At 41.8% G+C, this 17,544-nt stretch carries 13 protein-coding genes; all 13 read left to right on the top strand.

The window, feature by feature from the left end:
• The first annotated feature begins 24 nt into the window (after positions 1-24).
• The 13 genes from H580_RS0118630 (at position 25) to H580_RS0118570 (ending at position 17,536) form a co-directional block, all read left to right on the top strand.
• Complete coding sequence (locus H580_RS0118630) at positions 25-1,404, top strand: ABC transporter substrate-binding protein (RefSeq protein WP_028596132.1); 1,380 nt, start codon at positions 25-27, stop codon at positions 1,402-1,404.
• A gap of 133 nt (positions 1,405-1,537) precedes the next feature.
• Positions 1,538-2,419, top strand: a complete 882-nt coding sequence (locus tag H580_RS0118625) for a carbohydrate ABC transporter permease (protein WP_028596131.1) — start codon at positions 1,538-1,540, stop codon at positions 2,417-2,419.
• Complete coding sequence (locus H580_RS0118620; protein ID WP_028596130.1) at positions 2,419-3,249, top strand: carbohydrate ABC transporter permease; 831 nt, start codon at positions 2,419-2,421, stop codon at positions 3,247-3,249. The genes H580_RS0118625 and H580_RS0118620 overlap by 1 nt, the downstream gene beginning before the upstream one ends.
• Before the next feature lie 105 nt (positions 3,250-3,354).
• Entirely contained in the window at positions 3,355-5,286 is a 1,932-nt protein-coding gene (locus H580_RS0118615) for a sensor histidine kinase (RefSeq protein WP_028596129.1), read from the top strand.
• Positions 5,283-6,890 (top strand): response regulator, encoded by a 1,608-nt coding sequence (locus H580_RS0118610; protein WP_028596128.1) that lies wholly within the window; start codon positions 5,283-5,285, stop codon positions 6,888-6,890. Before H580_RS0118615 ends, H580_RS0118610 begins: the two co-directional genes overlap by 4 nt.
• A gap of 39 nt (positions 6,891-6,929) precedes the next feature.
• The gene (gene nagZ, locus H580_RS0118605) at positions 6,930-8,570 is read left to right on the top strand and encodes a beta-N-acetylhexosaminidase (RefSeq protein WP_028596127.1); all 1,641 of its coding nucleotides are present in this window, start codon (positions 6,930-6,932) and stop codon (positions 8,568-8,570) included.
• 293 nt (positions 8,571-8,863) lie between these two features.
• The gene (locus H580_RS0118600) at positions 8,864-11,134 is read left to right on the top strand and encodes a copper amine oxidase N-terminal domain-containing protein (RefSeq protein ID WP_028596126.1); all 2,271 of its coding nucleotides are present in this window, start codon (positions 8,864-8,866) and stop codon (positions 11,132-11,134) included.
• 190 nt (positions 11,135-11,324) lie between these two features.
• Positions 11,325-11,756: a Fur family transcriptional regulator gene (locus H580_RS0118595; RefSeq protein ID WP_028596125.1), complete on the top strand. Its 432-nt coding sequence runs from the start codon at positions 11,325-11,327 to the stop codon at positions 11,754-11,756.
• Between the two features lie 5 nt (positions 11,757-11,761).
• Positions 11,762-12,094 (top strand): membrane protein insertion efficiency factor YidD, encoded by a 333-nt coding sequence (gene yidD, locus H580_RS24730; protein ID WP_084509352.1) that lies wholly within the window; start codon positions 11,762-11,764, stop codon positions 12,092-12,094.
• A gap of 491 nt (positions 12,095-12,585) precedes the next feature.
• Complete coding sequence (gene metG, locus H580_RS0118585; protein WP_028596124.1) at positions 12,586-14,577, top strand: methionine--tRNA ligase; 1,992 nt, start codon at positions 12,586-12,588, stop codon at positions 14,575-14,577.
• Positions 14,578-14,854: 277 nt separating this feature from the next.
• Positions 14,855-15,862: a metal ABC transporter solute-binding protein, Zn/Mn family gene (locus H580_RS0118580; protein ID WP_028596123.1), complete on the top strand. Its 1,008-nt coding sequence runs from the start codon at positions 14,855-14,857 to the stop codon at positions 15,860-15,862.
• A gap of 83 nt (positions 15,863-15,945) precedes the next feature.
• Positions 15,946-16,692 (top strand): metal ABC transporter ATP-binding protein, encoded by a 747-nt coding sequence (locus H580_RS0118575; protein WP_028596122.1) that lies wholly within the window; start codon positions 15,946-15,948, stop codon positions 16,690-16,692.
• A gap of 40 nt (positions 16,693-16,732) precedes the next feature.
• Positions 16,733-17,536: a metal ABC transporter permease gene (locus H580_RS0118570; RefSeq protein WP_028596121.1), complete on the top strand. Its 804-nt coding sequence runs from the start codon at positions 16,733-16,735 to the stop codon at positions 17,534-17,536.
• Positions 17,537-17,544 lie beyond the last annotated feature (8 nt).

Genomic DNA, 17,544 nt, shown 5'->3' with positions numbered 1-17,544 from the left:
ACAAACTTTAAGGGAGGTCATGAGATGAAAAAAGGTCTAGTTCTACTAACGACACTTTTGTTCATCGCTACAACTGCATTGACGGGTTGCGGCGGAGGCGCTAAAGAAAGCGGTTCTTCAAACGGCACAACTACGCCAGAAACAAAAACAGACACAAAGACAGAAACGAGCAGTGAGCCATTTGATTTGAAGCTTCGCCATACGCAAGTTGGTGAATCCAAGAAAAACCGCTTTAACATTCTTCAAGACGTAGTTAAGAAAACAGAAGGTGAAATTGCTGGTTTGTCCGTCAAGTTGGACGGTGTAGAATCAGAAGTTAACCGTAAAGAAAAACTACGCGCGGAGATGACAAACGGAGATCCACCTGATATTTTCGACGCTTTCGGTAGCCCGGACGTTAAGCTTTATGCTGAAAATGGACTAGTTGCTGATATCGCTCCAATTCTTGATGAGTTGGGAATTAAGGACGATTTCCTATCTCATACACAATGGGAGAAGGACGGCAAGATCTACGGTTTGCCAGTAGGAGCTTCTATCGAAGGTTACTTCTATAACAAAGAATACTTCGAGAAGAACAAAATCGAAATTCCTAAAACATTGGCTGAACTAGAAGCTATCGCGGAGAAAGTGAAACAGGATGGCAAAATTCCATTCGCAATCGCTTCCAAAGATGCATGGGTTCCATTGATGACAACAAACAACTTGTGGACTTACTACGCAGGTGCTGATGTTACTAAAGGCTTCGCTAAAGGCGAAACAAAGTGGAACGATCCGAAAATGATCGAAGCTTTTGCTAAGCATGCTGACTGGTTGAAGAAAGGCTACTTCAAACAAGGTGAGCTTGGTCTTGAGTACGCTACACAACGTAACCAAATCATCAATGAAGAAGCAATCATGATGTACGATGGTTCTTGGGCTACATCTGTATTTGCTGACAAAGCTCAATCTGGTAAAATGCACGGAAAAGTTGGTTTCTTCATGATGCCTCCTCTTAACGCAGGCGATGGCTACAGCATCATGTTCGACTCTAACAACGGATATGCGTTCTCCCAAAAAGCAATTGATGATCCTAAGAAGCGTGAAGCTATCAAAGCATTCATCAAAAACTTGTACAATGAAGAAATGCAGCTTCGTGGCTTGAAAGAAGATGGCGTTATTCCTTCTATGAAAGTTGAACAAGCGAAGTTGAACGAAACAGCTAAAGGCAACGACTTGCTTGAAGCTATTCTAGCTCAAATGGGTGAAGTTAAGTACACATGGCCTGCGTTTGACGCTCTAGTACAAGCAGACGTGAACACTGCACTTAGCCAACAAATTCAAAAAATGATCAGCGGTCAAGCTACACCTCAACAAGTGGGCGATGAAGTACAAAAAGTTCAAGACGAGGCAAACGCTGCTGAATAATCTTTTATACAAAAAAGTAGAATAAATCTACTACAAGAGCACCGCCCTACTTAGCAGGGGGTGGTGCTCTATACATTATAGTCTGTTATTTCGGGATAGATCTCTCGATATTTGGAACGGACGGAGGGAAATCATGAACAAAGCACTTAGAAGTCCAATTACTTATTTCTTATTTTTGCTTCCAGCTCTTGTACTGTTCATTGCTTTCTTTATTTATCCTGTAATAGTAGCGATCTATTACAGCTTTACAAACTGGAACGGATTTGCAAACTATAAGTTTATCGGATTCGATAACTATATACGAGTGATGAGCAAGGCTGATTTCTGGGCATCAGTCAAAAATAACGGATTCTTTATTTTATTCTCATGCTTCGTCCAAGTTCCGTTAATTATTTTCTTCTCACTGCTCATCTCCAATGTCAAGCGTTTGAGAGGTCTATATAAGACGGCAGTGTTTATGCCATCTGTTATGTCAACAGCTGTAATCGGAATCTTGTGGGGATTCATTTATGACCCTGATGTCGGTTTGCTGAACAAGATTTTGGGAAAGCTCGGCATAGATCCGATCATGTGGTTGTCCGATGAAAAGTGGGCAATGATCTCCATTCTTATTACGAACGCTTGGCAGTGGACCGGTTTCTATATCGTTATGGTGTTGGCAGCAATCCTCTCTATTCCTAAAGAATTAGATGAAGCTGCTATGATCGATGGAGCAACAGGTATTCAACGAGCTCTCAAAATTACAGTTCCATTGATTATGCCTATCGTATCTGTAGTTATCATGCTTTCCATTGCTGGTGCAATGAAAGCAGCTGATATTATTATCGTAATGACAAAAGGTGGACCTGCAGGTTCCACTGATGTTATGACAACGTATATGATGAAACACTCGATCGCTAGCTTTAAGTATGGCTATGGTTATAGTATTTCAGTCCTTATTTTCATCTTCACGCTCCTCATTACGCTTGCATATCAGTTCTTGATTGCACGTAGAGCAGAAAGGATTGAATACTAATGGTCAAACTACTAAAGAAAAGTGTCAATCATATTTTCCTACTAGGTTACCTGGTCGTAATTTTATTCCCATTCTTATTTGTCCTTTTCTCTTCAGTTAAGACAGATAACGGGGCTATTTCAAGTAATCCATTCGGTATCCCGACGGAATTTGCTTGGGATAATTATGTAAAAGCTTGGGTTAATGCAAATATCGGGGGATATTTCTGGAATAGTTTGTGGATTTCAACGGTAGCTACAATAGCTACATTGATTATTGGCTCGCTCGCATCTTTTGCAATTACTCGTATGCGTTATAACAAGCTCAGTTTCATTACTTTCCAATTTATTTTACTAGGTTTGTTGATTCCAGGAAACGCATTGCTATTGCCTATATACGGTATTCTCAAACAACTTGATTGGTTGAATACACCAATGGCCTTGCTTCTTCCATACACAGCGTCAGCAATTCCGTTTACAGTTATTATATTGGCAGCGTTTATGCGCTCTATACCTTCAGAAATTGAGGAAGCAGCTGTTATCGACGGATTGAAAGCACCTGGTATTTTTGCTAGAGTCGTGATGCCGTTGAGTGTTCCAGCATTAGTAACTGTATTTATCGTAAACTTTATGAGCAACTGGAATGAGTTCTTGCTTGCTAACTACTTCCTAAGTGATGATACATGGCGTACATTGCCAGTAGGTATGGTAGGCTTCCGTGATGCTTACAATACGAACTATGCTCAAATGAGTGCTGGTATCGTATATAGTGTCGTACCTGTAATGGTCATCTATGCATTCTTGCAAGAGAAGATTATTGAGGGACTAACAGCCGGCGGCGTAAAAGGATAAAAAAAGTTGGAAATAATCGAATAATACAAGTGAATTGTTCTCTATAGCGTGGTAAACTGGAAAAGGTTCATCACAATAATAGAGACTAAAGGGGTAGTGAGAAGAATGAACTTACGTTATAAATTGTTTAGCGGCTTTGTTCTTCTGATCATTATCCCTTTATTTTTATTGGGGACGATAACGTTTACAATTACGTTTCAAATGATAGAGAAGAAGTACAGTGAACAGACCGAATTTTCTATGCAGGCGATGGGACATAGCATTCGATCCGTATTTAAGGAAGTAGAGAAGATTATTGATAACGGAATAGCCAATAATATTTTTCAACTTGCGTTAATTTCTCCGAATGTGAAAGATCAAGACTTAGTTCGGGCGGAAGAGACGGATGCTAGCAAAAATAAGGTCGGCGGGACTGAATCCGTTCAACCTCCATTAAAGGTTACCGATTTAAAAGGGATTGACTATTTGGAGATGAATAACCGTCAGCAGGTCTTTCGGCGGTTGTTGTTCAATCATCCGTCCATTAGTTATGCCTTTTTGTATAATTTAAAAGGCTATACATATTATCCAGGGTCAGGTTATACTGACATTATCCCAATATTCGCCAAAGAAAATTTTAAAACGATGCCTTTCGAGGAATTTATTAAGCATCCTATCTATGATGAGGTAATGAATAGTAAGGGGTCACCTGTTTGGCTTGGACCAAATGAAATACCGGAGCTGACTGGGTCAGAGCAAGTGTTTACACAAATTAAAGTCGTTAAGGATTTGTATACGCTCAAAAATTTAGGTGTCCTTATCGTTCAAGTAAACGACTGGGATATCGAGACGTTCTTTAATAACTTTTATCATGTGGAACAAATGAGGAATTCTAGATTTTTCATCGTGAACGAGAATGGGTTAATATTGTTCGATAATGAGAAGAGATTGAACGGCAACAAACTCCCTAATTATTTGGACAAGCCGTTGGAGATGAAAGAAGGCTATCACAGTTACAAAGACAAGTTTAATGATCAGGACAGTGTTCTTTCTTTTTATGAGATTCCTGAATACGGTTGGCATTTAGTATCTGTCCGTTCATGGAATTCCTTATCGAATGAGATGATGGAATACATCAAATGGGTATCGATTATTATGCTTATTTGTATGTTGGGTGCCTTGCTATTTCTATTTTTGTTCATGAATCGGGTTACGAAGCATATCGTTCGTACGGTTAGATTTATGAGAAGAGTAGAAGAGGGCGATCTTCAAGCGCGTGTAGATGAGGAAGGGCAAGATGAGCTTCGCTTGTTATCTCGTGGCTTCAACCGACTTATTGATAGAGTAACTGATTTGCTAGAGCAGGTGAAGCAGGAGCAGCAGCAGAAAAATAAAGCAGAAATGCGTGTGCTTCAAGCTCAGATTAAGCCTCATTTTCTATTCAATACACTAGAATCGATCAATGTGCTAGCTATACAGAATGAAGGTCGCAAAGTTAGCCATATGGTACATCGACTTGGGAATATATTGCGCATTAGTATTCAAGATAAAGAAGAGATTACGATTCGTCAGGAACTTGAGTACTTAATGAGCTATTTAGAAATACAAAAGTTCCGCTTTGAAGATGTATTTAATTTTGAGTTCGATGTGCCTGAGGAATTAATGCACTGTATGATTCAAAAATTAACGCTGCAGCCGCTTGTAGAGAACTGCATTCAACATGGATTTGATGGTATTTCTTATACAGGTTTGATTCGTATATCGGCATGTTCGATTGATGGAAGAATAATATTGAGAGTAGAAGACAACGGAGTAGGAATTTCCGCAAAGCAATTAATGCGGTTCCAATATATGCAGGATGATGATTCGAAATCACTTATTCCGCAAGAAGAAAAGGCGCTAAATATGGAGCGCCGTGGATTAGGCGTACGAAGTGTGGCTGACCGTATTCGCATTCAATATGGAAGTCAATATGGGTTAATTATTTGTTCGGCTCCTGATGAAGGGACGATCATACAATGTACAATACCGAGATATGAGCAGGGTGAGAACAAATGAGTGTGAAGGCTATTTTAATTGATGATGAAGTTCCGATCCTAAACAACTTGAAAATTGTGCTTCCGTGGGAAGATATGCAAATTCAAATTGTTGGTACTGCTCGTAATGGAGTAGAAGGGCTGAACCTTGTCCGAGAGCATGAGCCTGATCTGATTCTATGTGATATCCGAATGCCAGTAATGGACGGGATGGAATTTCTGAAGGAAGTGAGGCAGCTGGGCGGAGAGGTCGAAGTGCTCATGCTGACTGGATATCAGGAATTTGAATATGCTCGTATTGCACTCCAACATAGTGTAAGAGATTATATTTTGAAACCTATTAATTATGAAGAGTTAGAAAATACAGTACGTAAAGTTGCAGACATTATACGCAATCGCAAAATGGAGAAGAAGATGGCTGAGCGCCGGTGGGGCAAGGTCATCAGTCTTGCGTATGAGAAGATGATGTTTGATGTAATTATGGGCTTCTCTGCTGGTCATCCAAGTTATTTTACTGTCGATGATAAGGACCAGGCTGATCAGCTTGTATATACAGTCTTACTAGTAGACTTAGATCAATACGCGCAGCAGACGGTTTCTTGGAGCGATAATGAGCGCAGATTGTGGAATTTTGCTGTACGCAATGTCCTGCAAGATGCGCTGCAAGGTGATGAATGGCTTAAGTATGCTGTACTACAAACACGTGAAGGCGAATGGTGCATCCTGGTCCAATTTTATAAAGACCGCTTCGAAGTGGAAGAAAAAGATGTGGCAAATTGGTCATCCATGATTCAAGATGCAGTACGCAATCACATTAAGTTTACCGTGAGTCTCGCATGGGATTCTGGTCCTGTACCGATGACAGGCTTATCGAGTACGTTCAAGCGGCTTCAGCGTGTCCTGCTTCTCCATCCTGATGATGAAGTACTTGTCTCGGTAGATGAGAGCTCTATCGCTCGTCAAGCTGCATCTGTATCGCAGTGGCAACCTGTTGAGGAAATCGTATCAGGGATGAAGCAGAACGATAAAAAGAAGATAGAGCAGGGACTTGCAGCGCTTCAATCCAGTCTGTTGCAAATCTCAGAGCATTCTATTGTACGCGCCGAGAAGTTCCTACACTACGTTATTATTCATCTGTTGAGGGAAATGCGTGAATTGGAACTGCTTAGTAAGCAAGAAGAAGAGCAGGCATGGGAGAGGCTTCAGCACTGTGTCAGTGTAAAAGATTTAATGATCGTTATTTCGCAACTTGTTGTACAGACGAAGGAACATGCGATGAATAAGAAGTCTAGCGAGTTAATGATGATTGCCGCTAAAGACTATATCCAGCGCAATTTAAGCTCTGACATTGGCATTGATGAGATTGCTGACTATTTGGGCATAAGCTGTAGTTATTTTAGTTTATTGTTCAAAAATTATTATAGTGAGACCTTCGTTGAGTATGTAACCAAACAGCGCATGGAGCTAGCAAAATCCATGCTGCTCATGACCGATAAGAACATCACCCAGATTGGCAGCTTGGTCGGATATTCAGAGCGTCGATATTTCTCCAGAGTGTTTCAGAAGTATACGGGGCTTACGCCTTCTGAATATCGTGAGAAAGAAGCTCAAAGTTCAAGTGTATAAACTATAAAAATATATTATTTCATAAGGATGGGATTCATTATGAATATTAGTGAACTAACGCTGGAACAAAAAATCGGTCAAATGGTCATGTGTGGATTTAAAGGGTTAGAAGTTGACGAAGACATTACGACATTGATTGAGAAGAATCATCTTGGGGGTATTATTTATTTCCGTCGTAATTTAGATAACAAAGAACAGACTTGCAAGTTGTCACGTGATTTGCAATTGATCTCAAAGAAGCAGACGGACATTCCACTCTTTATCTGTATCGATCAAGAAGGTGGAATGGTCGCTCGTATAGACTGGGATGATGTTACATTAATTCCTGGAAATATGGCTGTAGGTGCAGCACGCGATGCGCAGCTGGCATATGATGCGGCTCGTATTTGCGGCGAAGAGCTATTGAAGATGGGTATAAATATGAACTTTGCTCCAAGTGTTGATATTAACAACAATGCAAAAAATCCAGTAATTGGAGTTCGTTCGTATGGTGAACGTCCTGATTTGGTTTCACAGCTTGGCAATGCTCAAATTCGCGGTCTTCAGGATGCGAATGTATCTGCTACAGCGAAGCATTTCCCTGGACATGGAGATACCGCAGTTGATTCTCACCATGGGTTGGCTTCTGTAGCTCATGACGAAGAACGATTGACGAATCTGGAATTGGTACCTTTTGTGCAAGCGATCTCAGCAGGTGTTGACCTGATTATGACAGCGCATGTTATGTTCCCTGCATTTGAACCTGAAGAGCGCCCGGCTACTGTGTCACGTCGCGTATTGACTGACTTGCTGCGTAATAGATTGCAATACCAAGGGATTATTGTAACGGATTGTTTGGAAATGAAAGCTATATCTGATGTGTATGGTGTTGCTGAGGGTGCTGTTATGTCAGTTGAGGCGGGAGCAGACGTAGTACTAGTTAGCCATAGATTTGCTGAACAGACAGCAGCGATTGAAGCGCTTGTTGCTGCTGCTCGTGCTGGCCGCATTTCTGAAGCTCAAATTAACGCGTCTGTAGAACGTATCCTTCAATTGAAGCAGCGTCGTCAAATGGACATATTGCCTGAAGTGACAGCTGACTTTGCTGAACAGTTTGCTACCGATGCTGCGAAGGCAGTTGTAGAGCAAATTTGTGAAAAGAGTATTACCCTTATTAAGGATGAAGGATTGCTGCCACTTCAATCTGAATTGAAGACGTTAGTTATTTGGCCGGAAGTACGTGAGCATACTGAGGTTGATGAGCCAATTGTTCAAAAATACACAGTTGCTACAGGATTGGAACCATACCTTGGCGATGTTACCGAGTATCGAATTGGAACACAACCAGATGCCGATGCAGTTGCTGCGGCGGTCAAATTCGCTGCCGACTATGAGCAAATTGTTATCGTTACGTATAATGCGGTATCCCAGCTTCATGCTGGGCAAGTTGAGATTGTAAATCAACTAGCAAATAGCCATGAACGGGTTATTGTAGCGTCGTCTCGCAATCCTTACGACTTGAATCAGTTTGACTCTGTGAAAACGTACTTGTGTTGCTACGAGAATCGCCCTGCATCAATGACGGCATTAGCAGAAGTGCTAGTTGGTCGTAAACAAGCGGAAGGCAAACTTCCTGTTACCATTAATGCTGACTATCCTTACGGATATGGATTAAACGATAGCAAGCAACCGATAGCTTAGTCGAGTTTTTAGTCATATTGTTGAGGCCCGCATGACTGATGAAATGCGGGTTTTTTCGTGCGATTATTTTACATAGGTGTAAAAAAATGCTAGGTTAATAGAAGTGATTCAGGTATAATGATAGGCATTGTTCTGTCAATAAAGGTAGAATGTGTCTTTAGACAAATGAGCATATTTATAGAAACTTTTCTATTCTTCGTGACGTCTATTACTATGTCTCCTTGAACAAGATGATCGGTCCAACGACGTTACGAGAGCAGACGAGGAATACTTTAGGAGTTAGGAGCGAAGGAATGAGTCATTTTAGATGGAAACGCACAATTGCTATGGCTTTAGTAGCACTACAATGTGCTGCTGTGATGCCAGTAGCAAGTGCATTAGAGCAGAGAGAGATGAATGATGCTGCACAAGTTCAAACGTTTGAGTCGCAATCTGTAGATGGCTACCAATCGTCAATGGATGGACAAGACTTGAGTGGTACGGAGCAAACGGGCAACAATGAAACTACTGAGGGCGAGGCAACGAATGGAGAAACGGTAGATCCTAATGTCGACGGTTCTACAGACCCAGCTCAGCCTTCTGACGGAACAAGCGGTGATCCTAATGCAACGGATGGTTCAACGATTGAGAATCCGGGCACCACAGTACCGAAATCTGCCGAGCATAATATAGATACAACGATATATGGTTCAGATGTACTCGTTATTTTGGCTAATAGTAACGTCATCGTGCATAACAATGTGACCCATTATTCTAAAGAGCCTATTACCGTTAAAAATGGTGTATCTTACATTTCTGTTCGTGGTTTAGTTGATCGTTTTGGCTTTCAGCTAGACTTCGATAATACAACGAAAGAAACGATTATTAGGCAGGGAGATCGCGAGCTGCGATATAAAGCGAAGTCAGATGTTTATCAAGTCAATGGCGAGTTGACCAAGATGAGCGGTGCTTCCTACTTGCAGAACAATACGTTTATGGTCCCATTGACATCAGCCCTACAGGCTATGCAAATGAAATATAAGTGGGAGCAACATACTAAGCGTATTATTGTGCAAATGTCTGCTGCGCCTGTAGCTAAGTTCAAAGTAACACCTGAACATATTTTTGCAGGTCAAACAGAAGTTGTGGTTGAGAATCAATCCTTCCATCCACGTGGTTTACAAATTATTGATTATGAGTGGACAGGACTAGAATCGTTCTATTCTGAGGCAGGTCAGTATGTGATTTCACTCCGTGTGCTCGATGAAAAAGGGGTATGGAGTGAACCGTACAGCGTCACCATCAACGTACAACCGCCTAATATGCCGCCTGTCGTAGACTTTTCAACGAATAAGAGTCAGTATAAGATGGGTGAACTGATCGAGTATTCGAATGAGAGCTATGATGATGAAGATGCGATCGATAAGGTAGAATGGACAAACAATAAGCAAGCGTTCTTTACTCCTGGTGAGCAGCAAGTGACGTTGAAAGTAACAGACAAGCATGGTTTATCAGCAGAAATAACGAAGTCTGTTACCATTACAAATGAAACCTTGTATACCTTTGATGAGTTCAATAAGATATATACGCAAGTCGGTCATGTGTATCCACTTGATGGATCGTCTATTCTAGGAATGAAGGAAATATTGCCGCAATTGCGCCACGGTCAGCGTACACTGTACCGTTCGAATAGCCCTGAATCCATCGTACAAGATGGTATTCTTTATAAAGATCACATTGCAGGTGGAACTCGTATTCTACTACATCATAAAAATGCGAAGCCTACGGATATCAAATTGTATGTTGTCGTTAAGAACGTTTCCAATGAAGATGCAGTCGTTCGAGTGGAGCGTGCTGGTACAGCAGGACCAAGTCTACATCCTCAGCAGACAGGTAAAGCAGCAGCGCAGCGCTACTTCCAGTCGTTCCGTGAGCACGGTATTATCTCAGAGCAGACATTGAAGCCGAAACAATCTGCACTTTTAATGCCTGAGATGAGCAATAGAGCGATTAAGCCGCAGCAAGTATTCACGATGTATGCTGATTTCTTGGGAGACAATAACTTGGAGTATAAAATTATTGCACTAGATGCAAGTAAGGATATTTGGAAAGAGCTACCTAACTTGCAAATTCTCCCGTCAGATGGTACACATATTCGTGGATCATTCAATAATGCAGACCGTACACTGACAGTCTCTGAATTAGTGGGCGAGGAATCTTCTCGCATTGTAATTGGAGATAACAAATCGGATAAAAAAATTGGAGGCTGGGATACAACTTCCAATAAAGATGTGGACAATGCAGGTAACTATGGGGTATTATATCGTGTCGTGTTGGATCGTGTTGCTCCAAATACATTAATTGGTGTTAATGCCCGCGGTGGTCAGTACTCTGGCTCTATCTTGGTTAACGGACAGGAAGTCGGACTACCAATCAATGGTATTTTGAAAAATAAAGATGAAGCAACGCCGATATACCGTACTGGTGATCGTGAAGAGAAGGTCGAAATTTGGTTCACACCAGCTGCGGCAAGTAATATGCCAGTGAATATATTTATGACACAGCTTCCACCGAAGCGTACGTAAGTATATTAGTTAACCAGTGACCATGTAGCATACGATTATGTAAGATCATCTATTATTCTAGCATTAGGTCTTATTGATGCTTATATTGCTATTGTTTATGTATGTTGAAAGACGCTGCAGCTTGCAGCGTCTTTCTTGCCGTTTGACAAGGTGTCAACCTTAACGCATTATAAAGATAGGGGGGACGAAAATGCTGAAGACTGAGCAAATGCTGCAAAAAATGTCGAGCCAAGGTTTACGTATTACAGAGCAGCGCCGCACATTAGCTACGCTCTTTGCTGAGACGGAAGGTTATTTGACACCGAAAGATGTATATGAATATATGGGACAGCAATATTCAGGACTTAGCTTTGATACGGTATATCGCAATTTGCGTGTGATGCATGAATTAGGTGTATTGGAACAAGTTATATTTGAGGAAGGTATGAAGTTTAAGGCGCATTGTTCGGCCAGCCACCATCATCACCATATGATTTGCTTGCAATGCGAGAAAACATATCCCATTCACTATTGCCCGATGCCTGCTTTAACGGATGTACCCGAGCGTTTTCAAGTTGTGAAGCATAAGTTCGAGGTGTTTGGGTATTGTGAGACTTGTCAATACAAAGAAGAGCAGGTGTAATAAGAATGAAACAAGCTAAGAGGTGGACTGCGGTTACACTAAAGGCACCGATTCATTTCTATCGTCGCTTTCTCTCGCCGTTGAAGCCACCTAGCTGTAGATTCTATCCAACTTGCTCGCAATACGCATTAGAGGCAATCGATGTACATGGTGCTGGGAAAGGAACATGGTTGGCAGTGAAGCGAATAGGTTGTTGTCATCCGTTTCATCCTGGTGGTTATGATCCTGTACCGCCTCGGACTAAAAATGAGGAATTTGGTTTATCTGAGCAAGTGGCTGAGTCTGAACATTCCCAAGATTCGGGTCATTCTAACCCATCCAGAGCTAATACGAACTAAAGTAGGCTAGCATGGAATGGATGATAATTGACAGTGGAAGCTGTTCAAGATATATTGAGTAATAATGTGTTCATTTGCAAATGTGAATATGAATATCCATTGCTGATGAAGAGATGAGTACACCGTTGTGCTATTGCAGAGAGCCGGGTATTGCTGTGAGCCGGTATAGCTACACGATGGAAGATGGTCTCGGAGGTTCTGGAAGTGAGCTGGTGTTTGCTCTTATGTTTATACATATAGTAGTGAAGACAAGTTAGCTTTCAGTGAGTCATTCCCATTACCGAATGCTGAGCTGCTGCATGCAGCGACAATGAAGCTGGCTAGTCCTACAAGCAATTGTTTGTAACGGATGCGTCAGAAATTTGGGTGGTACCACGTGAGGTTAACTCTCGTCCCAAGCGGATGGGGGTTTTTTTGTGTCTGCATAAGGTACATGGTTGTTGTGGGTTCTAACTTATATAGATATAGATGTAATTCAAGGAGGAAGTAATATGTCTAAACCTAGCAATACGTTCTACATCACTACACCTATTTATTATCCAAGTGATAAGCTGCACATTGGTCATGCTTATACAACAGTTGCAGGGGATGCAATGGCGCGTTACAAGCGTCTTCGCGGCTTCGATGTGCGTTACTTGACTGGTACTGATGAGCACGGTCAAAAAATTGAACGTAAAGCAGCTGAAGCGGGAAAAACGCCTCAGCAGTTTGTCGATGACATCGTATCAGGCATTAAGGATCTATGGAAGAAGCTCGATATTTCTTATGATGACTTTATTCGCACAACAGAAGATCGTCATAAAGCAGTGGTACAACAAATTTTTGATCAGCTTGTTGCTCAAGATGATATTTATAAGGGAACATACGAAGGTTGGTATTGTACGCCTTGTGAATCGTTCTTTACTGAGCGTCAACTGACAGATGGCAATTGCCCTGACTGTGGTCGTTCTGTTGAATTGGTGAAAGAGGAAAGTTATTTCTTCCGTATGAGCAAATACGCGGATCAGCTGTTGGAGTACTATGAAAAACACGCTGATTTTATTCAGCCAGAATCTCGCAAAAATGAAATGATAAACAACTTTATCAAGCCTGGTCTTGAGGATCTCGCTGTATCTCGTACCTCGTTTGAATGGGGTGTGAAAGTAAAAGGTGATCCGAAGCACGTTGTTTATGTATGGATTGATGCGTTGTCCAACTATATTTCAGCGCTTGGATATGGTTCAGAAAATACAGAACTATATGAGCGTTATTGGCCAGCAGATGTGCATTTGGTTGGTAAAGAGATTATCCGTTTCCATACCATTTATTGGCCAATTATGCTAATGGCGTTGAAGCTTCCACTGCCGAAGAAAGTATTCGGTCATGGCTGGCTGCTTATGAAAGACGGTAAAATGTCGAAGTCTAAAGGTAATGTTGTGGACCCAGTCGTATTGATTGATCGCTATGGTTTGGATGCACTTCGTTATTACTTGCTTCGTGAAGTTCCATTCGGTTCAGATGGCAGCTTTACACCTGAAAGCTTCGTAGAGCGCGTAAACTTTGATTTGGCTAACGATCTTGGTAACTTGTTAAATCGTACAGTTGCTATGATTAATAAGTATTTTGATGGTGTTGTTCCATCCTACGAAGGAAAAGTTACTGCTTACGATGAGAGCTTGGAATTGTTTGCTGTTCAAACGGTTGATCGTTTCGAAGAGGCAATGGAAAAGATGGAATTCTCCGTTGCATTGACGGCACTGTGGCAATTTGTAAGTCGTTCCAATAAGTATATCGATGAAACACAGCCTTGGACGCTTGCTAAGGACGAAGCGAATCGAGCTGAATTGGCTTCTGTTATGAATCACTTGGCAGAGAGCTTGAGAATTATTTCAACGATGCTGCAACCATTCTTGACGCAAACTCCAGCACGTATTTGGTCTCAGCTAGGAATTGATCAAGCGCATGCGACATGGGAGCAGTTGCGAACATTCGGCGTCATACCTACGGGTACGAAAGTAGAGAAGGGTGATCCGATCTTCCCTCGATTGGAAGTGGAGGTAGAAGTAGCAGCCATTGCCGAAAGCATGAGCGGCGGTGTTCAGCAAGCAGAGGCTGCTAAGTCTGAACCTGCGGTACAGGCAGCAGATGCGGCGAGCAAGCCTGCACCAGTAGAATTGAAAGAAGAGATTAGCATTGATGACTTTGCGAAGGTAGAGCTTCGTGTGGCACAGGTGAAGCATGCAGAACCAGTGCCTAAGGCGGATAAGCTTCTGCGCTTGGAGCTAGATCTTGGATTCGAGGAGCGTCAAGTCGTTTCTGGGATTGCCCAATACTATCGTCCTGAGGAGCTCATTGGACGCAAAGTCATTGTTGTGACGAACTTGAAGCCAGTGAAGCTGCGCGGTGTCCTATCTCAAGGGATGGTGCTGGCTGCATCCCATGAAGGTCAGCTTACGCTTGCAACGGTTCCAGAATCGATGCCAAATGGTGCAGTTGTAAAATAAGTTTAATTGAACGAACCCTATAAAGAACCTCTGTGTTCTCTTCCGATTCGAAGAGAACACAGAGGTTCTTCTATTTTCAAATAACGGGCATACTACGATATGCGTCTATAGCTGTAAGCAACAATCCTTCTTAATAGACATCATTTTTGGTTGACACATGGTAGGTAGGTGTCTATAATCTTAATAGTAATCATTACGAAAAAGAGCGAGCTACATTTGTGCTTGTTTATAAAGATGAAAGCTAACAGGTTATTTGGAGAGAGAGGAAGTTGTTCAGATGAAAAGAAGCAAGATTTGGTTGTCCATACTGCTAGGAGCTATCATTATGTTGACAACTGCCTGCGGAAATTCGGCAGCAGTGCAAATTGAGGAAGGAAAAGTGAACGTTGTTACCAGTTTCTATCCTCTCTATTATATGGCTAAAGAGATCGGTGGGGAGCATGTTAATGTGGTGAATTTAATCCCTTCCGGGGTAGAGCCTCATGACTGGACACCGAAAAGTGTAGATCTTCAGAACGTTTCTAAAGCGCAAATTATGCTGTATCAAGGTGCTGGATTCGAAGGTTGGATCGAAGATTTTAAAAATGGATTGGATAACAATTCTAAGGTGAAGCTAATTGAAGCAAGCAAAGGTGTTACGTTGATCGAGGGGACTCATGCTGAGGAAGAGTCCGGACATGGTCATGAGCATGGGCATGAAGCTGGACACAATGAAGAGTCAGGGCACCATCATGAAAATGAAGAAGGACACAGTCATGAAGGAGGTATTGATCCTCATACATGGGTAAGTCCAAAGTCAGCCATCGTAATGGCGGAGAATGTGAAACAAGCACTTATTGATGCGGACAGCAGCAATAAAGCCTATTATGAAGAGCGTCATAAACAACTTCATGATAAGCTTGTTGCATTGGATAAGCAGTATGCTGACTCGATCAAACAAACTAGCAAAAAAGATATTATTGTTTCCCATCATGCATTTGGATACTTAGCTCGTGATTATGGTATCCATCAGCATGCGATTATGGGAATCGCACCCAATGCTGAACCGCGTGCGCAGGACATTTTACGGTTGACCAAACTAGTAGAAGAGAAACAAATTAAATACATTTTCTTCGAAGAGCTTGTATCGGATACTTTGGCAAAGACGCTGGCTAGTGAGGCAAATGTAGAAACACTTGTACTGAACCCACTAGAAGGTTTAACAAAAGAGCAGGAAGCCGCAGGAGAAAATTATTTAACACTGATGGAACGCAATCTTCAGCATTTGCTCAAGGCACTGCAATAATAACTGGAAATGAATCGATCAAGGTGAATGATACGTATGCTATCATTCACCTTACATCGTTCGGATTAAGGAAGTGAAAAGAAATGAGTGACAATCGTGCCTGTCATAATCAGGTCGTTACATTAGATCAGCTTAACTTTAAGTATGAAGATCAACATGTATTTCAAGATGTAAGCTTTGAAATTTATGAACGAGATTTTGTTGGTGTTATTGGTTCAAATGGGGCAGGAAAGACGACATTGATGCGCTTAATGGTCGGATTGTTACAACCGACTGCCGGAGAGGTTCGCTTATTTAATACCCCAATCCAGCAGTTCAAAGCATGGGAGCGTATCGGATATGTACCGCAGAAAAATAATTTCAATCCGTTGTTTCCAGCAACGGTTATGGAAGTTGTTGAATCAGGTGTATATAGCCGCAGTAAAATATTCCGTCGTCTGACACAGGCTGATCGCACCAAGATTGAAGATGCCATGAAAGTAATGCGTATCGAGAATTTGGCGAACAAGCGAATCGGTCAACTGTCAGGCGGCCAGCAGCAGCGTGTCTTTCTTGCGCGCGCTATGGTAAATAAACCAGAGCTACTTATTTTGGATGAGCCTACAGTAGGAATCGATGCTGAGACTCAGCGTGATTTCTTCAATTTGCTGCAGCACTTACACGAGCATCACAACATGACTATTATTATGGTATCTCATGATATGGAGATGGTGAATGCATGGCTTGGAAGTGAACCTGTGCATCGCAGCGGCAAGTTTAGTTTTTATCGTAAGCATTCTCACGAGCAGGTGTGTCAGGAAGAAGATTTCGTACATGGTGTGTTCGTCTAAGTAAGAAGTTCTCGTTAGGAGTAGGAGACTAACTATGTTAATGGATTTAGTATCATCTCAATTTTTTCAACGGGCTCTAATCGGTGGGCTCTTAATAGGAATTACAGCTCCCTTAATGGGAATGTTCCTTGTATTGCGTAGATTATCTATGATCGGGGATACGCTGGCACATGTTACGATTGCTGGTGTTGCATTAGGGTTTTTAATTAATGTGTATCCACTTGCAGTAGGACTTGTTTTTGCGTTAATTGGTTCGATAGCTGTGGAAAAGCTGCGCAAATCGTATAAGACGTATGCGGAGCTGTCGATTGCGGTCATTATGTCAGGTGGAGTGGCTCTAGCTTCATTGTTTTTTACACTTGGAATGAGCTTTAATGCCAACGTGACAAGTTATTTCTTTGGCAGCATTTATACACTTACGCCTGCGGATTTGTACGTGATCGGTGGTGTCACCGTCATCGTAATTGGCTTTATGCTAGTTTTTTATAAAGAAATGTTCTTGCTTACTTTTGATGAAGATGCAGCTGCGGTAAATGGACTTCCTGTGCGTTGGCTAAATATAGCGATGACAGTTCTTACAGCTCTCGTTATTAGCGCAGCGATCAAAATTGTTGGCGCATTGCTCGTATCGGCTTTACTTACCATTCCGGTAGCTATCAGTTTACTGATGGCTCGTAGTTTCAAAAGGGCAATTATCGTATCCGTGTTTATCTCGGAAATAGCTGTTGTTGCAGGGTTGCTCGTTGCAGGTGTTTGGAATTTGGCGCCTGGCGCGACGATTGTTTTGCTGCTCATCCTTGTCCTAATTGTGACAATGCTTGTACGTAAAGGAGTAAAGGTATAAACTGGATA

Source organism: Paenibacillus assamensis DSM 18201, assembly GCF_000422445.1.
Taxonomy (GTDB): domain Bacteria; phylum Bacillota; class Bacilli; order Paenibacillales; family Paenibacillaceae; genus Paenibacillus_B; species Paenibacillus_B assamensis.
The sequence above is the reverse complement of the archived record's forward strand: the minus strand, read 5'-3'. Positions and strand labels throughout refer to the sequence as shown.